Annotated in this window: 20 protein-coding genes; 14 read left to right on the top strand and 6 right to left on the bottom strand. The window is 38.8% G+C overall.

The genetic code is table 11. The annotated features are described in order from the left end of the window. The first annotated feature begins 65 nt into the window (after nucleotides 1-65). The 7 genes from NV377_RS18650 to NV377_RS18620 all read left to right on the top strand — a co-directional run bounded on the left by NV377_RS18650 (nucleotide 66) and on the right by NV377_RS18620 (nucleotide 8,338). Nucleotides 66-986 carry a carbohydrate ABC transporter permease gene (locus NV377_RS18650; protein ID WP_258202317.1) on the top strand — a complete coding sequence of 307 codons (921 nt, stop codon included), beginning with the start codon at nucleotides 66-68 and terminating at the stop codon, nucleotides 984-986. A 1-nt stretch (nucleotide 987) separates the two neighbouring features. After that, complete coding sequence (locus tag NV377_RS18645; RefSeq protein ID WP_258202316.1) at nucleotides 988-1,815, top strand: carbohydrate ABC transporter permease; 828 nt, start codon at nucleotides 988-990, stop codon at nucleotides 1,813-1,815. Between the two features lie 120 nt (nucleotides 1,816-1,935). Then, nucleotides 1,936-3,282, top strand: a complete 1,347-nt coding sequence (locus tag NV377_RS18640; RefSeq protein WP_258202315.1) for an ABC transporter substrate-binding protein — start codon at nucleotides 1,936-1,938, stop codon at nucleotides 3,280-3,282. Between the two features lie 80 nt (nucleotides 3,283-3,362). Beyond that, nucleotides 3,363-5,015: an MGH1-like glycoside hydrolase domain-containing protein gene (locus NV377_RS18635; RefSeq protein WP_258202314.1), complete on the top strand. Its 1,653-nt coding sequence runs from the start codon at nucleotides 3,363-3,365 to the stop codon at nucleotides 5,013-5,015. A gap of 81 nt (nucleotides 5,016-5,096) precedes the next feature. Then, nucleotides 5,097-5,954 (top strand): glycoside hydrolase family 43 protein, encoded by an 858-nt coding sequence (locus NV377_RS18630; protein WP_258202313.1) that lies wholly within the window; start codon nucleotides 5,097-5,099, stop codon nucleotides 5,952-5,954. 119 nt (nucleotides 5,955-6,073) lie between these two features. Beyond that, on the top strand, nucleotides 6,074-6,646 hold the full coding sequence (locus tag NV377_RS18625; protein WP_258202312.1) for a hypothetical protein: 573 nt from the start codon (nucleotides 6,074-6,076) through the stop codon (nucleotides 6,644-6,646). Nucleotides 6,647-7,018: 372 nt separating this feature from the next. Next, nucleotides 7,019-8,338: a stalk domain-containing protein gene (locus tag NV377_RS18620; RefSeq protein WP_258202311.1), complete on the top strand. Its 1,320-nt coding sequence runs from the start codon at nucleotides 7,019-7,021 to the stop codon at nucleotides 8,336-8,338. 94 nt (nucleotides 8,339-8,432) lie between these two features. Here the strand turns inward: NV377_RS18620 and NV377_RS18615 are convergent, their stop codons facing one another. From NV377_RS18615 to NV377_RS18590, 6 genes are all read right to left on the bottom strand, one after another. Further along, nucleotides 8,433-8,669 (bottom strand): DUF6953 family protein, encoded by a 237-nt coding sequence (locus tag NV377_RS18615; protein ID WP_258202644.1) that lies wholly within the window; start codon nucleotides 8,667-8,669, stop codon nucleotides 8,433-8,435. A 121-nt stretch (nucleotides 8,670-8,790) separates the two neighbouring features. Then, a complete protein-coding gene (locus NV377_RS18610) occupies nucleotides 8,791-9,594 on the bottom strand; it encodes an ABC transporter ATP-binding protein (protein ID WP_258202310.1) in 804 nt (267 codons plus the stop codon). Nucleotides 9,595-9,616: 22 nt separating this feature from the next. Beyond that, nucleotides 9,617-10,648, bottom strand: a complete 1,032-nt coding sequence (locus NV377_RS18605; RefSeq protein WP_258202309.1) for a taurine ABC transporter substrate-binding protein — start codon at nucleotides 10,646-10,648, stop codon at nucleotides 9,617-9,619. Between the two features lie 28 nt (nucleotides 10,649-10,676). Then, nucleotides 10,677-11,453 (bottom strand): ABC transporter permease, encoded by a 777-nt coding sequence (locus NV377_RS18600; protein ID WP_258202308.1) that lies wholly within the window; start codon nucleotides 11,451-11,453, stop codon nucleotides 10,677-10,679. A gap of 18 nt (nucleotides 11,454-11,471) precedes the next feature. Then, on the bottom strand, nucleotides 11,472-12,590 hold the full coding sequence (ssuD, locus tag NV377_RS18595) for an FMNH2-dependent alkanesulfonate monooxygenase (RefSeq protein WP_258202307.1): 1,119 nt from the start codon (nucleotides 12,588-12,590) through the stop codon (nucleotides 11,472-11,474). Between the two features lie 215 nt (nucleotides 12,591-12,805). Continuing rightward, nucleotides 12,806-14,008 (bottom strand): helix-turn-helix domain-containing protein, encoded by a 1,203-nt coding sequence (locus NV377_RS18590; RefSeq protein ID WP_258202306.1) that lies wholly within the window; start codon nucleotides 14,006-14,008, stop codon nucleotides 12,806-12,808. 245 nt (nucleotides 14,009-14,253) lie between these two features. Here NV377_RS18590 and NV377_RS18585 point away from each other — a divergent pair, with 245 nt between their 5' ends. From NV377_RS18585 to NV377_RS18555, 7 genes are all read left to right on the top strand, one after another. Beyond that, on the top strand, nucleotides 14,254-15,225 hold the full coding sequence (locus NV377_RS18585; RefSeq protein ID WP_258202305.1) for a sulfonate ABC transporter substrate-binding protein: 972 nt from the start codon (nucleotides 14,254-14,256) through the stop codon (nucleotides 15,223-15,225). A 28-nt stretch (nucleotides 15,226-15,253) separates the two neighbouring features. Further along, complete coding sequence (ssuD, locus tag NV377_RS18580; protein WP_258202304.1) at nucleotides 15,254-16,384, top strand: FMNH2-dependent alkanesulfonate monooxygenase; 1,131 nt, start codon at nucleotides 15,254-15,256, stop codon at nucleotides 16,382-16,384. A gap of 25 nt (nucleotides 16,385-16,409) precedes the next feature. After that, a complete protein-coding gene (locus NV377_RS18575; RefSeq protein ID WP_258202303.1) occupies nucleotides 16,410-17,192 on the top strand; it encodes an ABC transporter permease subunit in 783 nt (260 codons plus the stop codon). 17 nt (nucleotides 17,193-17,209) lie between these two features. Then, nucleotides 17,210-17,971 carry an ATP-binding cassette domain-containing protein gene (locus NV377_RS18570; protein ID WP_258202302.1) on the top strand — a complete coding sequence of 254 codons (762 nt, stop codon included), beginning with the start codon at nucleotides 17,210-17,212 and terminating at the stop codon, nucleotides 17,969-17,971. A 237-nt stretch (nucleotides 17,972-18,208) separates the two neighbouring features. Next, complete coding sequence (locus NV377_RS18565) at nucleotides 18,209-19,114, top strand: ArsR/SmtB family transcription factor (protein ID WP_258202301.1); 906 nt, start codon at nucleotides 18,209-18,211, stop codon at nucleotides 19,112-19,114. Nucleotides 19,115-19,363: 249 nt separating this feature from the next. Continuing rightward, on the top strand, nucleotides 19,364-21,145 hold the full coding sequence (locus NV377_RS18560) for an ABC transporter ATP-binding protein (RefSeq protein ID WP_258202300.1): 1,782 nt from the start codon (nucleotides 19,364-19,366) through the stop codon (nucleotides 21,143-21,145). Then, on the top strand, nucleotides 21,103-23,049 hold the full coding sequence (locus NV377_RS18555; RefSeq protein WP_258202299.1) for an ABC transporter ATP-binding protein: 1,947 nt from the start codon (nucleotides 21,103-21,105) through the stop codon (nucleotides 23,047-23,049). The genes NV377_RS18560 and NV377_RS18555 overlap by 43 nt, the downstream gene beginning before the upstream one ends. Nucleotides 23,050-23,360: the final 311 nt, after the last annotated feature.

Genomic DNA, 23,360 nt, shown 5'->3' with positions numbered 1-23,360 from the left:
GCTTTTCACAGTTCACTCTTAAGATGGAAGTATAGTATTTACGTACTTCGATGGGAGGAACATATATGAAAACAAAAAGCTCTAGGAACAGTTTGGCAAGAGAACAAAACCGTACAGCATACTTATTTCTAACACCATGGTTTATCGGTTTCTTTTGCTTAACGGTTGGTCCAATGATCGCTTCACTTTATTTCTCATTAACAAAATACAATTTGCTCAACCCTCCGAAATGGATTGGACTAGACAATTATGTGAAAATTTTTACCGAGGATGAAACGTTTCGTAATTCTTTGTTCCTAACCTTTAAGTATGTGTTCTTATCCGTGCCGTTGAAGCTTGCATTCGCTTTAATCGTAGCAATGATTCTGAATAAAGGGCTCAGAGGACTAGGTATTTATCGCACCGTTTACTATTTACCCTCGCTTCTAGGAGGAAGTATTGCAATTGCAATCGTATGGCGTCAAATTTTCGCTGGTGATGGTGTTGTTAATCAAGTTCTAGGCTGGTTTGGCATTACAGGTCCATCATGGATCGCTCACCCGGATTATATTATTCATACCATTGTAACGCTGACCGTATGGCAATTTGGTTCTGCGATGGTTATTTTCCTAGCGGGCTTAAAGCAGGTTCCGGCAGATATGTACGAAGCTTCTTCGATAGATGGAGCGGGTAAAATTCGTCAATTTTTCTCTGTAACGTTGCCACTTCTAACACCAGTTATTTTCTTTAATCTTGTAATGGGGCTTATTAACTCCTTCCAAGCATTCACACCAGCCTTCGTTATTGGGGATGGTCGAGGTGGACCGCTTGATGCAACGATGTTCTACACACTATATCTATATTTGAAAGGATTCTCGTTCTTTGATATGGGATATGCATCTGCACTTGCCTGGATCATGTTGCTCGTTATTGGCCTACTGACAGCTGTAGTCTTTACAACTCAGAGATATTGGGTATTCTACGGCGACGATAAGGGAGGTAAGTGATATGGTGAGATCCAATATTTTTAGACATCTGTTTATTATAGTTCTAGGGGTTCTTATGCTTTATCCAGTGCTTTGGCTCATAAGCAGCTCATTTAAACCTAATCAACTTATATTTAGCCAGCCGGGGTTATGGCCTACAGAATGGACTTTTAGTAATTACATTAAGGGATGGGCTGGATTTCAGGGTATAAGTTTTGGTCGCTTCTTTCTAAACTCAGCATTCATTTCGATTTTATGTGTAATTGGTAACATCATTACATGCTCATTGGCGGCTTATGCCTTTGCTAGATTGAAATTTAAGTTAAGCAGTTTATGGTTCGCTCTAATGATCGTAACGATAATGCTGCCATACCATGTTACACTTATACCGCAATATATTATTTTCAGTGAGCTTAATTGGCTGAACACGTATTATCCATTAATCATACCTAAATGGTTGGCTACGGATTCCTTCTTTATTTTACTTATGGTTCAGTTTATTCGTGGAATTCCACGTGAGTTAGATGAAAGTGCAACAATAGATGGATGCAATCAGAAAAGTATTTATGTCCGCATTATGATACCTTTACTTGTCCCAGCATTAATCTCTACAGCGATCTTTACATTTATCTGGTCGTGGGATGATTTCTTTAGTCAAATGATTTATATTAGCCAAATTGACTTGTTCACAGTACAGCTAGGTGTACGTGCATTATTTGACCCGTCAGGCTCTTCCGATTGGGGATCACTACTAGCAATGTCAACATTATCATTAATTCCGATTTCATTAATATTCATGTTTTTCCAGAAGTACTTTTTGGAAGGTATCGCTACTACAGGATTTAAATAATGTATACAATCCCAAAAAAATAGTATGACATTATCCGAAATAATAGAATTCAAAAGCAAAAATGAAAGCGTTATTCTGAATACGAGCAAGTGACAATATTTGATCAAAGGGGAGATTTACATGAAGAAATGGAGTTTACTTGTAAGTATTGTGTTGATTTTAGTTTTAGTAACTGCTTGTTCCAGCAACAGTAATTCAGGCTCGAAGACAAACTCACAATCTAATGGTGACAAGTCATCCAATTCAGGAACGGATACTCCTAAAAATGTTGAGCTTCGCATGATGTGGTGGGGAGATCAAGATCGTGCAGATATAACAAATAAGGTTGTAGAACTCTTTGAGAAAAAGTATCCTCATATTGATGTCATTGGAGAGTTTGCTCCTTCCTCAGGTTATTGGGATAAAATTAATACACAATTAGCTTCTGGAACTGCACCAGATATCTTCTTCTTAGGTGGAAATGTTATTGACTACGCAATTAAGGGAGTGCTACTACCATTAGATGAATATGTTGGAAATCAGCTTGATCTTACTGACATGGATGATTCAATGGTTCAGTACGGAACGGTTGATAATAAGTTACTTCATATTTCAGCTGGTGCAAACGCTCGTGGTATCGTAATTAATAAAACAATGTTTAAGGCAGCAAACATGGACATTCCTCAGGATGGATGGTCATGGGATGAATATGCTGCTATCGCTACTGAAATTAGTGATAAGCTTGGTGATGGTGTATATGGAACATATGACTTCACTTACGATGGCATGGATATTTACTATAAGCAGAACGGTCAGCAGTTGTATAATATGGCTGATCAAACGATCGGATTTGATCAGGATATGGCGTTACAATGGTTCAGCTATTGGGCTGATCTTGCAGCGAAAGGTGGCGTAGTTACACCAGAAGCGGCGGTAGCGAATCCGAATGAAGATATGTCCAAAAATCTAATGGTTACAAGTAAAGTTGCAATGACATTGTTGCCTTCTAACCAATTAACATCCCTGCAAAGCTTGACAACTGATGAGCTGACAATGGTTCAGCTTCCACGTGGTCCGAAAGGAACTGGGGTTGTGTTTGAATCATCTCAAGGTCTATCAGGTTATGCTAAGACGGAACATCCTGAAGAAGTAGCGATGTTTATTTCATTCTTTATTAATGACCCTGAAGCAGCACTTATTCTAGGTAATAACCGTGGTGTACCTGTAACAGCAGCGAATCGTAACGTGCTTCAAGAGAAGGCTAGTGATGTAGAGAAGGTCATTTACGATTATACTAATCGCGTATCTGAAGCAACTAAAACAGAACCATTCAACATCAGCTACAATCTTCCGGGAAATGCAGAGTTTGAAAAAATGGGGAAAACAGCTATCCAAGAAATCGGCTTTGGTCGTAAAACAGTTCAAGAAGCTGTAGAAGGTTTCTATAAAAATGCTCAGCAAATCATTGCAAACAATACTACACAATAATAGAAAAAATAAATATACGCCAAGCAAAGCATCAGCTCAGATGCTTTGCTTGGCTTCATCTTATCATTGGAGGGAAAAGCATGCATCAGCTAAGGAAGCAACTTCTAGCAATAGATATTACAACACAAATTGATGTCGTTCATAAGGAAATGGATAAGCAGTTGCTTGAACAGTGGAAGCAAGGAAGCAATGTGTTTTTCGCAGCACAATCTAACAAGTTGAGTAGCGTGTATGAGCATGCTGTCTCTAGTTTGCTTGCGTGTATCAAGCCTACGCTTACAGATAGGCCAATTTTGCATGAGGGAGGCATCTACTATGGGTGCTGGCTTGAGAGCACAGGGACAATTAACAATGAGCTACTTTCTAGATTTTTACCCGAGGTAGCAGAAGAGACTTACTTAGGTTTTGCTACCTTCCAAAGAGAAGATGGCATGCTTCCTTACAAAATTACTATGGATGGTCCAAACTATAGACAAATTCAGCTAGTTACGCCTCTTGCCCGTTGTGTATGGCATCATTATCAGTTAAATGAAACTTCAGAAAATTTTCTCTCAACGATGTATGATGCAATGGTCAAATACGACCATTGGTTAATGACCTATCGAAACACTAGACAAACAGGATGTATTGAAGCGTTTAGTGCCTTTGATACTGGTCATGATTTGTCTCCAAGGTTTTGGCATGTTGCGGATACACCGCATCAGAACGACGCTACGAAATGCAATCCATATTCACCAATTCTTCCGTTTTTGGCGCCTGATCTTACAGCGAATGTATATTGTCAACGTAAGTACTTAGCGAAGATAGCGGAGGAGCTAGGTAAGCATGAAGAAGCATCCGCTTGGAAAGTAAAAGCTGAGCAAACAAGACAAGCATTATTTACACATTGTTATGATGCCGTAGATGATTTCTTCTATGATGTTGATCGACAAGGCCAATTTGTCCGTGTTCAATCCGATGTGTTATTACGGGTATTAGCATGTGAAGTTGTCGATGATGAGATGTTTGCGAGAATGCTAAGTAAATATTTGCTTAATACTCGTAAGTTTTTTGCGAAGTATCCTTTCCCTGCAATAGCATTAGACGATCCGAGATATGATCAGCAAATTAGCTATAACAGCTGGGCTGGTCCTAGTAACTTTTTGGCTATTATTCGTGCAGCACATGCATTTGAATATCATAGACGTTATGTAGAGCAGCTATGGACGATTCAGCCTATTGTCGCGGCAATGACAAGAATGAATAAATTTTCGCAAACGATAAGTCCATGGACAGGTGCGGAAGGGTTTACAGAAATTTATTCACCAGCCATATTGTGTGTGCTTGATTTTGTTGAGAGACTATCAGGGATATTACCGACTAAAGATCAAACGATCTGGTTTACTGGGGTGTTGCCATACGATTCAGATCATGGGGAGTCTATTACTGGTAACCTCGTATATCGACGCAGTGTGAAAGGTCATCGCTATGAGTTTGTCAATCAAGCAGGAAATTGTGAAATATGGCAAGATGACAAGCAAATCGTAGTTTTCCCATCAGGTTTGCGCGCTGTTCTTAATGAACAAGGAGAACTTGTTAGCTTGATCGGGATGCAATATGGCACAATTACTGGGGAAGTAGTTGTCCAAGAGCGTAAGTATAATGTAGCTATTAGTGGCAATGAGGAGTGGATGCTAACAGGTGATCAGTGGCATTGTATTCATCAGTCGGGTGTAGTTCCACCAACCTATTAGTAAGTTCAGTTAAATTGGACGGTATTGAGGAAATAAATTGAATTGAAAATAGAAATAAATTAGATGAGAGGAGATATTCATATGAAACTTTCAAATATTCAAATTAGAGATCCATTTATTGTGCCGAGACAGCAAGAGCAAAAATATTATATGTACGGCTCAACAGATAAAAATATATGGCAAGATGGAAATGGCTTTGAAATGTACGTTAGTGAAAACTTAGAGGATTGGGACGGACCATATGAAGTTTTTCGCAATTACGAAGGGTTTATCTCAGATAAAAATTTTTGGGCGCCTGAAGTATATGAATATGATGATGCTTTCTATATGTTCGCTACATTTCGAAGACGTGAGAATGATCTATTAGGTACAGCAGTTCTAAAGAGTGATTCTTTATACGGTCCCTTTGAGCTCCATAGTGACGGCGTCGTAACACCAAAGGATTGGTGTTGTCTAGATGGCTCCTTGTATGTCGATGACCATGGAATTCCATGGATGGTGTTCTGTCATGAATGGCAACAAGTAGGAGATGGAGAAGTTTGTATTATTCAATTAAGTCATGATTTAAGTAAAGCTGTAAGTGAACCACAGCTGCTTTTTAAAGCATCAGAAGCTAAATGGCCGACCTCATTTAAACATGAGCGTGTGCAGTTTGAAAAAAACTATGTAACGGATGGCTCCTACATGTTCAAAAATGAAGCGGGTGAGCTATGTATGCTATGGGCAAGTTTTATCGATCAACAATATGCTCAAGGACTAGCAAAGTCACTGTCTGGTGAAGTGATAGGTCCATGGATACATCGACCAGAGCCGATCTACTCAGAGGATGGCGGGCACGGGATGATCTTCAAAACATTTGAGGGCGAAACAATGCTTGCTTTGCATGGGCCTAATCAGTCACCTAATGAGCGAGCTAAATTCATTTCTATTTCATTATAGTTTAGGTTCTGAAAGTCCGCATTTTGAACATGTACTGTAATATAACAATTTAGCAACCTATATTGAACGCCCCTCGTCTATTTATTTAACTAAGTTAAAAAGAGAGGGGCGTTATTTTTATGAAAAAGCTTGTGATGATCGTTATTTTCATCCTATTACTTACAGCATGCGGTGAAACTAGGCAGCAGAATATAGCTAATCCAGATGCATCCTCTGGACTTACTAAAGAAGATCTAGTGCTCGAGAGAAAAGTGATTGAGGTCGATTATGAGCTCGCTCTCTATACGAATAAATCACAATATGCCGTCAATGAGCCCATCGATGTATATGCTGAGCTTACATACATTGGCGAGTTAGAGGAAGTAGAGATCGGGCACTCCATGTATCCTGTAGGATTCAGTATAATGGAGCATACGAGAGATCTTGATATGGGAGGGGCAATGGAACAGCCGTATATCGTTACTCTCTTAAAGCGTAACGAGCCAATTCAATATAAGTACTCCTTTAGTGGAGGTTATTCTTCAGATGATGATGCTGACTATATCGCTTTTGTTAAAGACTTGCGAGATGAACAGCTCCCACAAGGAGAGTATACGATAACTGCTTATGCAGATTTCAAAGCTCATGAGCAAGAATCTTCCCCTCCATATCGTTTCAGTACGTCAATATCATTTATCGTTAGTTCTGATTAGGTGCAGTAAATGAGTGAAATGACTGAGAAATTACTAAAGCATCCTATACTGTTATGGATCGTAATTTGTTTCATATTCACACTGGCAGCTTTAGGCTTAGAACTGCTTGAAGCAATAAAATTACGACTTCCGAATATTTTGGTCTAAGAAATCTGGGCATTGTTATCATTTTTATGGAATTCATAGTGATTATTATTTCTTAATAACAGAGAGACTCCTCAAGGCTACTAAGCTTGAGGAGTTTTATTATTTTAATACACTACTATTTTGGATAATATGTATATTCTGACAATGATGTTCCATAAATTGGTTAGACATTCCAATGAATAACTTTTATTATAAATTAATGACAAAATTTAAGGGGTAGATTACATGAAGAAGAAAAAAATGTATAGTAATAGTTTCAAGGCTATGATTGTCATAGCAATGGTTTTGACGCTTTTTGGAGGTTATAGCTCACAATCAATAGTTGAAGCGGGGAGTACAAGTATCACTGCAGCGATCAATGATAAGAATATAGAGTTTAGTAATCCTCCTTATCAAAAGGCAGGTACGACCTTGGTGCCTTTTCGAGCAATATTTGAAGCTCTTAATCTAAAAGTTGGCTGGGATAAAGATAAACAACAAGCAACAGGTACATCAGAAACACTAAATGTTATCCTTACCATGAACTCTAAAATTGCATATGTAAATGGAGAAAAAGTGGTATTAGCTCAAGCTCCAGCAGTTGTAAATGGGTCAACTATGGTACCACTACGTTTTGTTGCGGAAGCAAGTGGTGGTCTTGTATATTGGGATAGTAAAAAACAACATATCGATATTGTTTTCAATGAGAGTTTAAAAGTATTTAAATCAGCATATTACAATGATACTTCGACATTAAAATACTGGTTAGAACATGGTTATTCAGTAGAGGAAAAGTATAATGGTTTAACTCCATTATTGTATGCGGCTATGGGGAATGCATGGGATTCAGTGAATTTATTGTTGAAGAAGGATGCGAACCCTGATGTGAAATCATCTTCGAATTGGACGCCATTATTATGGGCTGCTTATCATCAAAATGATGATATGGTAGCAAGATTATTAGAATACGGTGCGACAGAGAAATTTGTAACTGATTCCAGCACATATGACTTAAAATTAGCTCAAACTCGCTTATCTAATTACTTAAACAATGGTAGTACTAAATTAGCTGAGAAGAAGCAAATAAAAGATACATATTTAGTTGCACCGTTAGGTAGTAGTAAAGCAACGGTAAAATCAAAAATAAGTACGAAATTATTAAGTGAAGATTCGAAATCGCTAATGTACAACAAAGGATTCATAAGTGGAGATATTGGTGTACAGTTATATAACTTTAATAATGGGAAATTAGAAAATGTCGGTTATTTAATGCAATTTGATTTCGGAGATTCTGTATACGCTATTAATGAGTTTATTGATCAAATGACGCGAGTTGAAAATTTATATGGAGTGGACTTGAAATATACTGAACGATATACCTACGCATCTGATAGATCATTATATGAATCCATGTATAGCGATCCCTATGAAAGATATGAAACTGCTATGTGGCTAGGAGATTTATCTCTGTATAGTACGTATGATGCAGGAGACTATACAATTTCCATGATTGTAAGTTTCGATGATGATGATTATACGTATAATGTATTCATTTTGTATGAGTAAATAATATAATAATGAACTAAAAAAACATTAAAGCTCGTTACGATAACGTAACGAGCTTTAATGCTATATTAATTTTACTTAGTACATATTTCAACTATGTCCAAGCCCAGAAAAATCCGTCTCTATCCCATGCTGCTCGTCCGCCATGCAATTTCTTGAACAACTTCTTAACTTCTTTATCAATCGATTGATTTCCATTTTCATTAACATACAGATACTGTTCACCGTAGTTTTGGACAATATATGCAACTGCCGCTTCTTGATGCAGTGTACCAACTTCTTTAACCTCTTGTAACATCCAATCTGCTATTTCTTGAACTTTAGTTTCCATCATAATTACCCCAATCTATTTAGCTACTTCATTAGTATAGCAGGTATTGGAATATTACGTTTAATTTCTAATAAAAACTGACTTACCTCCCGTAACAAAGCGAGAAGTAAGTCAGTTTTTATTATACCTTCAATGAAGCTACCAATCGATCACGTAGTGCTGCATATTGCGTAGATTGTCTACCACTTACTGAACTTAGAGGATTATGCACCGTATTATGAATATCCTCCTTAATGCTACCAGGCGAAGGGCTAAGTACAATAACACGTGTACCAAGTAGCAATGCTTCGTCAACATCATGGGTAATGAAGAAAATCGTTCTCTTCTGACTACTCCATAAATCTTTCAGTTGAAGTTGCAATGTTTCTCTAGTAATTGCATCTAAAGCTGCAAATGGTTCATCCATGAGCAGAATCGACGGCTCAGTAATAAGCGTGCGAGCAAGGGCCACTCGCTGTTTCATCCCTCCTGAAAGTTGATGCGGATATAATCCACCAGCATGGGCTAACCCTACTTGTTCCAAAATATATTGCGTGCGTTGCTTACATTCTATCTTCGAGATTCCGGCCATCTTCAAGCCAAAGGCAACATTGCTTTGAACAGTTAGCCATGGAAAAAGATTGCTATGTTGAAAGACTACGCCGATTTCCGGTCCTGGCTTAACATGTGACCGACCGAATAATTCAATATTACCCTCGGTAGGTGACAAATAGCCTGCTAGCATCCGCAGTATTGATGTTTTTCCACAACCTGATGGACCAAGTACGCATACGAATGATCCTTCTTCGATTGATAGTTTCAGTGGACTAATGATTTCACGTAATTTTGCGCCAGATCCATAACGCAATGTCACTTCATCTAACTCAATGGCAACGACAGGTTGCTGATCAAGTTGTGTAGTAATGAATTGTGCTGAAACTCCCATAATTATGCCTCCCACAACTTACTTATTGCTCTATACCAGCGACATAAATAGCTTTCTCATAATCAGATAACTCTGGTGAACTTTCAATTGTACCTTGCTCTACAAGGAAATCTCCCGTTGCTTTCAACACTTTGCCAAAACCACTACCAACACCTTTACCAAGATATTGCTCATCTTGTTGTTCTTTAGAAGTTAGCCATACTAGCTCGTTCATTTGCGCAAGACTTTCTTCCTCAGTCGCACTAAGTAATGGTGCTAGAGCTGTAGCAGCTTCTTCTGGTTTCGTACGATATAATTCAATCGCTTCATCTAATACCGCTACATAATCTTTCACGAATGATGGATATTGATCTGCGAATTTTTTGCTTACTATTCCTGTATCAGAAGTAATTGCACCTTGCGCTGCAAGATCTTTCGCTGATAGGAGAAGGGAACCGTTATCTTCTACTAATTTGGCTAAAGTAGGTTGCCATACGAATGCTGCATCAATATCTTTACGTTGCCATGCTGCTAGAATATCTGGTGGTTGAAGATCAAGTACAGTCACTTGATCTTGAGCGATACCCGCATTAGCTAGTGCGGATAGTACGCTGAAATGAGCTGTAGATCCGAAAGGAACCGCAATTTTTTTGCCTACTAAGTCTTGAATTGTAGCAATCCCAGCGTCATTACGGATAGCGAGCGCCTCATTTTCACCGATAATATCATGTAAGAAGTAGACGTAGTACTCTAATTTACTAGATACCCCGATCGATACAGGAACAGACCCAGCAAGACCAAAGTCAATCGAACCTGAGGCGATAGCAGTATTAACATCACGACCTGAGTCGAATTGAACCCACTTGATCGTCACATCAGGGAATTTCTTCTCAGCTAGACCTAAAGTTTTAACGAGTAATTCAGCATTCGGGATCACTTGGTAACCAATCGTTACTTCTTTAGGATAGCCATTGTTATCTTTGCCGCTGTCTTTCCCTTGGCTGCATGCACTTAATAGTAGTAAAGCAATTAATGTAATTGTAATACTCTTAAAAAATGACTTTTTGTTTTTCATCACATATTCACTCCAATGATTTATAGTTTTATTCTTTTCCATACCAGGGAACAATCCGTTTTTCCAGTAAGCGAAGACCAACATCTATCGCTACTGCAATAACTCCCATGACGATAATTCCAGCTATTACAATATCACTTCGCAAAAACTTACTTGCATCAAGCACGACCCAACCAATACCTGAGATTGCAGCAACCATCTCTGCTGCAACAAGTGTCGTATACATAATACCGATCGATGTTCGTAATCCGATAAAAAGCTCGGGCAGAATCGATGGCAGAATAACATATAGAAATAACTGTGCTTTATTAGCTCCAAGTGATGTTGCACCAAGGATTCGATCTTCTGGTATACGTCCAACCCCTGCGACTACGGCAATATATAACGGAGCAAATGATGCTAGAAATAATAGAATAACTTTTGATGTGTTATCAATACCGAACCATAGAACGAGTAATGTGTAGTAGGCTAAAGGGGGCAAAGGACGGTAGAACTCTACGAAAGGGTAGAGAATTGCACGGATCCATCTAATTTTACCGCTTAACAATCCGAGTGGAATAGCTGTTAGTAATGCAATACCAAAGGCTAGTGCTAGTCGAGTTAAACTATCGAGAAGATGTGTACCAAGTGAGGTTCCTTTGTAGCCATTACTCCACATAGACGTTAATGCATCCCATACTTTTTGTGGTGAAGGCATAAATAACTCATTTAATACGTGGTTGGCAGACAGTATCCACCAGATCAGTAGAACGAATCCGACAGATAAAGTAGAAATGAGCCATGTAGCAATTGGAATACGCTTCATCTGTATTTTCCTCAATTCTTAAGACGTAGAAGGTGAATAATGATAGGCGATCATTTCACCTCTACCTTGTAATGGTTGTTGTGAATCGTTGGTTTGAAGTAATGGGAACAGTAACTCTGCTACCCGATACGATTCTTCTAAATGTGGATAGCCACTCAAGATGAATGTCTCAATGCCAAGTGCTTCGTACTCTTTCATCTTGTTAGCAACTTGCTCTGCAGAACCAACTAATGCAGTTCCCGCTCCACCACGAACTAATCCGATACCAGCCCATAGATTAGGTTCAATAACGAGTTTGTTTCGATCCCCATCATGTAATTGACTCATTCGTTTCTGTCCATGTGAATCCATTCGAGCATAGATAGCTTGAGCTTTCTCGATGGCTTCTTGATCAAGATGAGAGAGTAATTCATCAGCTGCGGCCCATGCTTCTGCTTCTGTTGTACGAACGATAACATGTAGCCGAATACCGAAACTTACTGATCTACCGACCTTTGTATATGCGGATCGAACAGTTTCGATTTTTTCTTTGATCTGATCAACCGGTTCGCCCCAAGTTAAGTAGACATCTGCATGGTTAGCTGCTACTTCAATTCCAGCGGGTGAAGAACCACCGAAATAGAGTGGGGGATGAGGAGATTGAAGGGGAGCATAAAAGTTAGAAGCTTCCTTAATATGCAGATGTTTTCCTTCATAATTAACCTCCTGCCCAGCTAGTAGACTCCGCCATACTGTAAGGAATTCATTGGTTAATTCATAGCGTTGATCATGATCCAAAGATAAGCCATCAGCTTCTAATTCAGCCAAATCCCCGCCTGCGACAACATTAATTAATAATCTTCCTTTGGAATGGCGGTCGAATGTAGCTGCCATTCTTGCTGCAAAGGTTGGAGAAATAATGCCAGGACGTAAAGCTACAAGAAACTTCAAGTTCTGTGTTGCTTCTGCTAGAAAGGATGCTGTAATCCAAGCATCTTCACATGCTCTTCCTGTCGGCAATAATACACCTTCATATCCTAGATGATCTGCTGCAACAGCAACTTGCTTGTAATATTCAATAGATGTGAGACGAGCTCCTACCTTAGAGCCTATATATCTGCCATCTCCATACGTTGGAATAAACCAAAATAGTTTCATCGAACGACCCCTTCCTTATATTTAACTTATCCAATAAGAAAACTCGGAATTTATCGTAAAAAAAATCACAACAACATCTCCTTTACGAAAAGGTAGAGTTATTGTGATTCTCCAGTGAACTGGTTGAATCTTCTTATATTCGTTGACCATATTTTATGCTGAATAGCAAAATAATGTCAACACTTTTTTTGAGGCATGTTTTACTATCATTAGTGTTAATACATAAGTTCTTTCGACCAATCACCAAGTAGCGGGAAATCTGGCAACTGTGGAAGTTTTAATGATTCAACAGCTTGTTGTAAATATTGACTTCTAAAACTAATGCGTTGTTGTTCTCCTTGATACGGAGTTAGAGTAAAAGGTGAGAGAATTTGCTTCATATCCAATAATGTCTGCACATCTCGTTGGTAGATGGATGCATCCCAGTGAATATGTGACAGTGCTTGATAGACAACTTCTATAGGAAATCCGCTCGCTTTTTTAATTAGGACCGCTGCTTGTTCACTATGCTCTCGAATATATTGATGTGCACGAATATGAGCCTTTAAATAGCAGATGACAATATCTTCGTTCTGACTTACCCATTGCTGATCGGCGATTAGTCCAGTTAGATAGTCTGAGTTATTGGAATCACCTCTAATTCGTTGACCTGCACCTATATGCTGTGCCCAGCTTAGATAAGGCTCCCAAAGCATACTAGCTCCAATATGTCTTCCAACGATATCATTAAGGCAATCACCCATATTACGATGAACAATAGTTTCAGATTGAATACGATGTTGGTTTTTCCATTGGTCAAGCCGATAGGCCGAGCTGGATCCACTTACAGCGGAGAAAATTTCATCTTTCAATTGATCTGAATAATTTACTTTTGAACCAGTTGGAACAACAAGAGAGATTCCATTGTTACCAGTAGTTTTTCCATCAAATGCGAGAAAAATGGGCTTAAACCGAGGTAGTACTTGACTTAGACTCCAACTTGCTGAAATTGGATAATCACCTACAGAGGCAAAATGCACACGACCTGCAATTAGTTCTTCAACAAGTTCCATACCGTTAGGAGCATTAACCCAACGGAGCTCAAAGTGACGATCTGGATATGCTATTTCTAATTCTTCTTCAAACAATGCTCGTTGCTTCATGACAAGTGGACTCCACAGTTGTGCAGAAGTAGTTTGATAACCAATGGTTATGATCGTGGGGACAGAGAGGTCATTAGATGATTGAGCATATTGCTGCTGGGAGTGATGACTGACAATCCACTTCTGAATTTGCTCTGGATCAAATAGTACTTCTTTTCCTATTTTGATATAAGGTAGAGACTTTTCTTTACGCCAACGGTCGATTGTAGCACGACTTACCCCTAATTGATTCATCGCTTCATTAATCGTTATATAGTGAAAAGGTCCGTAGGACAATACCATCACTCCGATCTAATTTATATTAATCATACCTGAATAGTTGGAATTGTAATATCTTCATATTACTGGAGAAGGTAGTATAAATCAATATAGAGTTCTACATTTTACTCATTGTTCCTCATTCATCCTCAATGTTCATCAGCCCATTGACAGTGTGATTCATTGGATGGTAGTTTTTGTGTAACATATACAAGTAAACAGGTAGGAAATAAATGAATTGATAATGAGGGGTAGTGAATGAAATGAGAAGCAAACGTAAAAGTTTTATGAATTGGAAAACGTTAATGAGTGTCGTAATGATTACGGCGATGGTGGTAATCGCTGCTTGTGGTAATAGCGAAGGGAAGTCTAGTGGAGATAAAGTTGTGCGTATAGGTTATCAGAAATATGCATCGGTAAATATTTTGAAGGAGCGCGGTGGTCTAGCAGAAAAGCTTGCTGATTTGAAATATAAGGTGGAGTGGATTGAATTTCCAGGTGGTCCTCAATTGCTAGAAGCATTGAATGTAGGCAGTATAGATTTTGGTCATACTGGAGAAGCTCCACCGATTTTTGCTCAAGCAGCGGGTGCACCTCTTGTATACCTAGCTCATTCTAATGAAAGTCCGAAAGCAGAAAGTATTCTCGTTCCGAAAGATTCCAACATTCAATCCGCTAAAGATCTGGTTGGTAAGAAAGTTGCACTTAATAAAGGATCTAATGTTCATTATTTACTAGTGAAGTATCTGGAAAGTGAAGGCGTGAATTATTCGGATATTGAAGTTGTATTTCTACCGCCAGCTGATGCAAGAGCAGCGTTTGAAAGTGGCAATGTTGATGCTTGGGTAATATGGGAGCCATTCTATTCTGCAGCTCAACTTGCGACCGAAGCGAGAGTACTTGTTGATGGAGAAGGGTTAGTTAAGAATTATGAAATATATTTGGCATCACGAGATTTTGCTAAAGCGCATGATGAAGTGATTAAAGTTATTTTAGATCAAATTGATGAAGTTGATCAGTGGGCACAGAATAATCAAGCTGAGGTTGCTAAGTTACTTTCACCTGCATTAGGAATCGATGAGCCTTCATTGGTGCAAGCATTATCACATCGTAGTTGGGGTGTTATTCCGATTAGTGATGATACGATTGCAGCTCAACAAAGTATTGCAGATACATTCTTTGACTTAAAGCTAATACCAGAAGCCATTAATGTGAGCGAAGCAACATTAAAATAGTAATTGTACTAATAGGAGGCATATGAATATGGATATATTATGGTTTATTCCCCTGCATGGAGATAGTAAATATCTTGGCACATCAAAAGGAGCCAGAGCAATTGATTATAACTATGTACGTCAAGTTGCTCAAGCTGCTGATACGTTAGGATTTCAAGGTGTCTTGCTTCCTACTGGAAAAGCATGCGAAGATGCGTGGGTTACAGCATCATCACTAATTCCGGTGACAAAAAACTTGAAATTCCTTGTGGCAATTCGACCAGGTCTAATGAGTCCAACTCTTGCTGCACGTATGGCATCTACATTTGATCGCTTGTCTGATGGAAGATTACTTGTAAATGTTGTAACGGGAGGGGACCCGCATGAACTTGCAGGTGATGGTGTTTTTCTAGATCATACGGAACGTTATGAACAAACAGACGAATTTTTAACCGTATGGAGAGAGTTAACACAAGGAAAAACAGTAGATTTTGAAGGCAAGCATCTAAAGATTACGGAAGGTGAAGTGTTACTCCCAGCGCTGCAAAAGCCTTATCCACCGCTATATTTTGGCGGCTCTTCTCCAGCTGCACTGCAAATAGCTGCCGATCATGTGGATTACTATCTAACATGGGGTGAGCCACCGGTGGAAGTTGCAAAGAAAATAGCAGCAGTTCGAGCCTTGGCAGATGAACGTGGCACAACAGTGAAATTTGGAATTCGTCTACACATTATTGTTCGAGAGACCAATGACGAGGCTTGGGAAGCAGCCAATAAATTAATCTCATATCTCGACGATGAGACGATTGAAGAAGCACAGCGAATATTAGCTCGCTATGATTCAGTAGGCCAACGTAGAATGAGTGAGCTTCATAAAGGAGATCGTTCAGCATTAGAAATCTCTCCAAATTTATGGTCTGGAATCGGTCTTGTACGTGGCGGTGCGGGGACAGCGCTTGTTGGTGATCCGCAAACAGTAGCTGATCGTATTCAGGAATACGCTGATCTAGGTATTGAATCTTTCATCTTGTCTGGTTATCCTCATCTCGAAGAATCATATCGTGTAGCAGAATTGTTATTCCCACTATTACCAGTTAATTCACAGCGTGGTGGAGAGGCAGTATCCAAGATAAAAGCAGATGGCGAGTTTGTCGCCTACAATAAGTTTTTGAAAATCTAGTCTGTTGCTTGTGGAGGTACATCATATGAAATGGTTTCGTAAATTAATAGATAGTTCGATCGCACCTGCTATTATTCCAATTATATTTATTATTGTCTGGCAGATTTTTGGGCAACTCGGATTGATTTCAACGAGAATATTACCAACACCGCTAGCGGTGGCACAAGCAGCAGTTAAACTTACGATCTCTGGGGATTTATTCGGTTATATATGGAGTAGTACAATTCGTGCATTTATCGGATTTGCAATAGGTGGTGCCATCGGGTTTTTCCTTGGTGTTCTTAATGGTCTTTCACAAACTTCCAATAGACTATTAGATAGTTCAATTCAGATGATACGGAATGTGCCACATCTTGCTCTTATTCCACTTGTTATTATATGGTTCGGAATCGGCGAGACTGCGAAAATTTCTCTTGTCGTCTTGGGTGTTTTCTTCCCTATCTATATGAATACTTTACATGGTATTCGGTCGATTGATCCAGGACTTATAGAAATGGCTAAAGTTTATCGCTTGCAGGGCAAGGAATTGTACCGTGATGTTATCTTCCCAGGTGCTGTTTCTTCGATTCTAGTAGGTGTTCGTTATGCACTAGGGTTTATGTGGCTTACATTAATTGTATCAGAGACGATATCATCAAATTCAGGTATCGGGTATATGGCAATGAACGCACGCGAATTTATGAGATTAGATATCGTTGTGCTTTCCATTATAATATATGCAATTCTTGGTAAATTATCTGATTCGATCGCAAAAGCATTAGAGAGGAAGCTATTACAATGGCATCCTAGCTATTCAAAGCAATCTTGAAAGGAGAGATGCTAACGATGGGTGGAAAATCTATAGGAGCAAATCTCGTAGTCGATAATGTATACAAAAATTTTGGAGAAAAGCAAGTTTTGAATGGGATTAATTTCGAGATTAAGGCTGGACAATTTCTTGCTATTGTTGGGCGAAGCGGATGTGGAAAAAGTACACTGTTACGATTACTTGCTGGTCTTGAGACGCCATCTACTGGTGAAGCATTATTAGATGGGTCTTCAATCGATAGTATTCGTGAAGATACGAGAATGTTATTTCAAGAAGCAAGATTGCTGCCGTGGAAACATACGGTAGAAAATGTACAGATTGGAATGAAATCTCGAAATTACGAGCAAGCTTTAGCCTCTCTTGCCCAAGTTGGTTTGAGTGATCATGTACATGAGTGGCCAAGTGTATTATCTGGTGGGCAACGTCAACGCGTATCACTTGCAAGAGCATTAGTTTCATCTCCAAGATTATTGCTTCTCGATGAACCGCTTGGAGCACTTGATGCACTAACGAGAATTGAAATGCAAAATCTTATTGAAAACCTATGGTTAGAGCAACAATTTACAACGGTTCTTGTTACGCATGATGTGGACGAAGCAGTAGCATTAGCTGATCGTGTCATTCTTATAGAAAAAGGACAAATAGCATTTGATGTGAATATTACGTTAGCTAGACCACGCGAACGCAATAATGATTTCATATATTTTGAAAAACTAATATTAGATCGTATTCTGCAACGTGGAAAACACGAACAGAAAGACGAAGTATACGCGATATAACCAGTGCATGCACTGGTTATTTTTGCAGTATGTATCCTATTTACAAGTTGTTCTGTTAACGGTAATGTGTAGTTAGTACACATATTGGAGAAGTAATAGTAATAAGATACTTTGATACATGTTACATAATAATGGTAAATTTCATATTAGTAAGTATATAATAATATTATTATTGAAAATAAAGAGAGTACGTACAATTCAAACAACTGATTTGTTAGTTTTGGAAGGATGAGAATTATGATTGAAGCGAATACCGATGCCAAATGGCTACCTCTATATGAAGCACTTGCAAGTGAGGTTCGCCTGGAGATCATCAATATACTAGCCAATCAATCGATGAATGTGAAGCAACTTGCGTCATCCCTGCAGCTTAGTAGTGCAATTATTACGATGCATGTGAAAAAGCTTGAGAAAGCGGGCTTAGTTACAACCCAGATGATTCGCAAAGATGGTGGAACACATAAGATGTGCACGTTGGCACATTCTAATATCAATATAGAATTGCCTTCCATCGAACCAATTTCAGCACGTTATCATGAAGTCCTTATTCCAATAGGGCATTATACTGAATTTGAAGTGCATCCTACCTGTGGCTTATCAACCCCTGAACGTGTCATTGGACAATTTGATGATCCACGCTATTTCTATACCCCAGAACGAATGAATGCAGGAATTCTATGGTTTGGCCACGGCTATCTAGAATATAAATTACCAAACTATTTATTACCAAGTCAGAAAGTTGTAGCGATCGAGATTACTATAGAATTAGGCTCAGAAGCACCTGGCTACAATGAAAATTGGCCATCAGATATTTTCTTTCAAATTAATGGTTCAGACATTGGTGTATGGACTAGTCCAGGTGACTATGGTGCTGTACGAGGCAGATTTTCACCTTCATGGTGGGCAGATCCTGTGAACCAATATGGTTTACTCAAAGTGATTCGCGTTGATGAATCAGGTACTTGGGTAGATGGTCAAAAATTATCCCAAATTACGATAGACGATATTGTCATTGATCGCCATGTGTGGAGCTTAGCGCTAGGTGTCCGAGAAGATGCTGCACATGTAGGGGGATTAACGCTGTTTGGCAAAGGGTTCGGCAATTATAGTCGAGACATTTCATTCAAAACCTTCTATGAATAAGAAGTGTTTTGTCTTCTTATATCTCTAATTCAAGATATTTAGAGGTATAAAAAACTATTCGACTTTCTATTTTTACTCGTTATAATAGAGATACAAATGGATAATATTTCTATCGTAATGCTACTTGTTTGATGTCGATAACGTCCCTGCATCTATTCGTCATCTAAGTATGTTCTTGAACTATTTCTTTAAGTATATTCATGTTTCAATAATCTATAGTTGTACTAACTTCAGAGAGGAGTAACTACGATGCGTACGTTTATAAGCTATCTTCGTACCTATAAATTTTTTGTCGGTATTGCCATCAGTATGATGCTAGTTGAATTGCTAATTGAAGTTTTTCAGCCATTCATGATGTCAAAAATTATTGATGATGGTATTATGGCAGGTAATATGAACGCGATGGTGCTATGGGGTGGAATATTACTTGCCACGACGTTACTTGCCTTTATTGTCGGAATAGTTGGTTCTTTCTACTCCGCCCATGTCAGTCAAAACTTTGGATTTGATCTTAGGCAATCACTCTATAAATGCGTACAAAAGATGAGCTTCCATACATTTAGCCACTTTCAAGAAGCTTCACTTATGACGAGAATGACTAATGACGTTACGCAAGTACAAAATGCTGTATTTATGGGTATGCGTATTATGCTAAGAGCGCCGTTACTTGTCATTGGTTGTATGTTGATGGCTTTTATTATTAATCCTTCACTCGCAATATATTTACTCATTGCCTTCCCGATATTAGCTGTTTTTCTTGGTTGGGTAATGATACGCAATAATAAACTGTTTAGACTGGTGCAAGATAAGCTTGATCATGTGAACCGTGTGATGCAACAAAGCTTAATGAGTGTACGCTTGATTCGTGTATTCGTGAGAATGGAGCATGAAAATACTCGCTTCAAGCAACATAACAAACAACTCAGAGATCGTACAATTGCGACTTTACGATTGGCGGAACTTACAATGCCGATTGTGCTTATTCTTGTTAACGGTTGCATTTTACTCGTTATATGGTTTGCACGGGAACAAATTATTGCTGGAGAACTTGTTACTGTCGGTGATATTGTTGCTATTGTTAATTATGCGATGCGCACTGCCGGTGCATTGTCGATGATTTCTATGATTGTTACTAATATTTCGAGAGCTGCGGCTTCCATGCATCGTATTGATGAAGTATTTCAAGTAGGAGAGAACGATAATATTCGTTCAGACTCAGATGATGAATATAAGGAACCCATTTACAAAATAGCAGGACATATTAGCTTTTCTTATGTGAATTTCTCTTATCCACAATCTGAGCTTATAGCATTGCAGGATATTACCTTTGAAGTGGATGAAGGTGAGATGCTTGCCATTATGGGATCTACTGGGTCTGGCAAATCTAGTTTACTACAATTGATTCCTCGAATGTATGAGGTGAATCAAGGGATTATCACGGTTGATCATCATCTTATCACCGATTATTCTTTCCACCAACTTCGTTCTAATATTGGATATGTACCGCAAGAGGTTCTTCTCTTCACAGGTACAGTTACTGACAATATTAGATGGGGAAAAAGAGATGCAACGATGGATGAGGTTATTCAGGCTGCTCAGATGGCACAAATCCATGAGACGATTATGAAATTACCGCAAGGATACGATACGCTTATTGGACAGAAGGGCGTGAATCTTTCCGGAGGTCAAAAACAGAGAATGAGCATTGCTAGAGCATTAGTGCGCAAACCTCAAATCTTATTGTTAGATGATTGTACAAGCGCACTTGATGTAGAAACTGAAAACAAACTATTAGCAGCAATTCGCAAATTAAGCTGTACCGTATTGCTCGTCACGCAAAAAATGAGCTCTACAGCCATGGCTGATCGAATTGTTATTATTGACGATGGAAGAGTCATTGCGCAAGGGCAGCATGATGAACTATTAACTTGCTCATCATTGTATCAGAAGATCTATCAATCTCAATCGATGGATAGGAGGGATGACTCATGTCAGAACAACAGTTCAGCACAACTGATAACGGGAAGATGAAGCTAAAATCTTGGAAGAAACAATTAATGATTCCGTTTCAATATGAATCGCCGTCCTCTCTACTTGCTAGAGAAGAAAGAGATATTCCAGGTGCCAAGGATACAAAGCTGAAAGGATTTGGATTAGGTGGTGCGCCGGGCCGTGCACCTACTAAGGTTAAGCGACCGGATCAGATGCCAGCGACATTACGCAGAATATGGGGTTACCTTGCTACTTATCGAGTCAAATTAATATCGGTATTAATTATGATCGTGCTTGCTACGGGATTTTCATTATTAGGTCCTTACTTAGTTGGTTATACAATTGATAATTACATCATAGATCGTAAAGATGGTTTGCTCTATATTCTTTTATTAATGGCCTGTGTATATGGATTACATGCATTAGTCAATTGGCTGCAAAATATATGGATGATTGCGATCTCACAACAAACGGTATATCGAATGCGTCTTGATCTATTTCGTCAATTTCATCGTTTACCAATACCCTTTTTCGCAAAGCGACAGCAAGGTGATCTAATGAGTCGTGCGACAAATGATATTGATAATATAAGCTCGTCTATGAATAGCTCTTTTATTCAAATTTGTTCAAGTACACTGATGCTTGTCGGTATAATAGTTGTTATGTTGCTATTAAGCCCTATTCTTACACTACTTACGTTTTGCGTTATTCCATTGATGTTTTATGGAATGCGCTGGATATCGGGTCGAACAAGTCGTTTGTTTAGAGTGCAGCAACGTAATCTCGGAGCATTAAATGGATTTGTCGAAGAAACATTATCTGGACAGAAAATTATTAAGTCGTTTTCGCAAGAGAATGTCGTGATCTCACAGTTTCAAGAGCGCAATGAAAAAATTAGATTATCTGGTTATTGGGCTCAAGCGATTTCTGGCTTTATCCCTAAACTAATGAATGGTCTAAATTCGTTAAGCTTTGCTTTAATTGTAGGGGTAGGAGCATTGTTGACGTTATGGACTGATACGATAACAGTAGGGATTATCATTATTTTTGCAGAGTACGCAAGACAATTTACAAGACCACTGAATGATCTTGCCAATCAATGGAATACGCTATTATCAGCTATTGCGGGGGCAGAACGTGTATTTCAAATTCTTGATGAGCCTAAGGAAAATATTGACGAGCAGTCTGCTTCTTCTGTTGATGCTATTGAGGGTAAAGTCGCATTTGATAAAGTTAATTTCGAATATGAAGAAGGTCGAAGTACAATTTCGAATATTAGCTTTACTGTAGAGCCGGGAGAAACCGTCGCATTCGTAGGTCCGACTGGAGCGGGCAAGACAACTCTAATTTCTTTACTTTCAAGATTCTATGAGCCGAGTAGCGGTAGCATACTTATTGATGGCAGACCAATTTCGAGTATTAAGCGTGAAAGTCTACGCGCTCATATGGCTTTTGTATTGCAAGATCCGTATCTATTTGAAGGAACGATTATGGAAAATATTCGTTACGGTCAACTTGATGCGACATCAGATCAAGTGATAGAGGCAGCTAAGCTTGCAAATGCTCACTCCTTTATAATGAGGCTAAAGGAGGGCTATTCTACTAAGTTGAAATTAGGTGGAGCGGGAATCAGTCAAGGTCAGAAGCAACTGATAGCGATCGCTAGAGCACTTATTGCTAATCCGGCTATTCTTGTACTCGATGAAGCAACGAGTAGTATTGATACGGTAACAGAGATTAAAATACAAGAAGCGTTAGAGCGATTAATGAAGGGAAGAACTTCATTTGTTATTGCTCATCGTTTGAACACGATTCGTCAAGCCGACAAAATTATTGTTTTACAAGATGGTCAACTGCAGCAACAAGGCTCACATGAAGAGTTGCTTCGCGAAGATGGTTTATATCGTAAACTAGTGCAAGGACAGATCGTATTGGAGGCATAAATCAGCTCATATAGCAACATATTGAGCTTGTTAACTAAAAACGTCGAGTTCGTAGAGATAACACTCTGAAGTGCACCCCTTAGAATAGACATTGGAATAAACCCCTGGTTTATCCGATGAAATTCTAGGAGGTGCATTTTTTATGCCAGCAGTAAAAGGACAAAAGTTTACGAAATATTCTAAGGAACTAAAGATGGAGGCTATTCGGCTACATGTGGAGGAGAAGTGGACATATCGACGGATTAACGAGTATTTAGGGATACAAGATCCGGATCGTATGAAACGCTGGATGCGTAAATATAGAGAAAAAG

The sequence above is a fragment of the Paenibacillus endoradicis genome (assembly GCF_024721975.1).
This window is presented reverse-complemented; position numbering and strand designations above follow the sequence as displayed.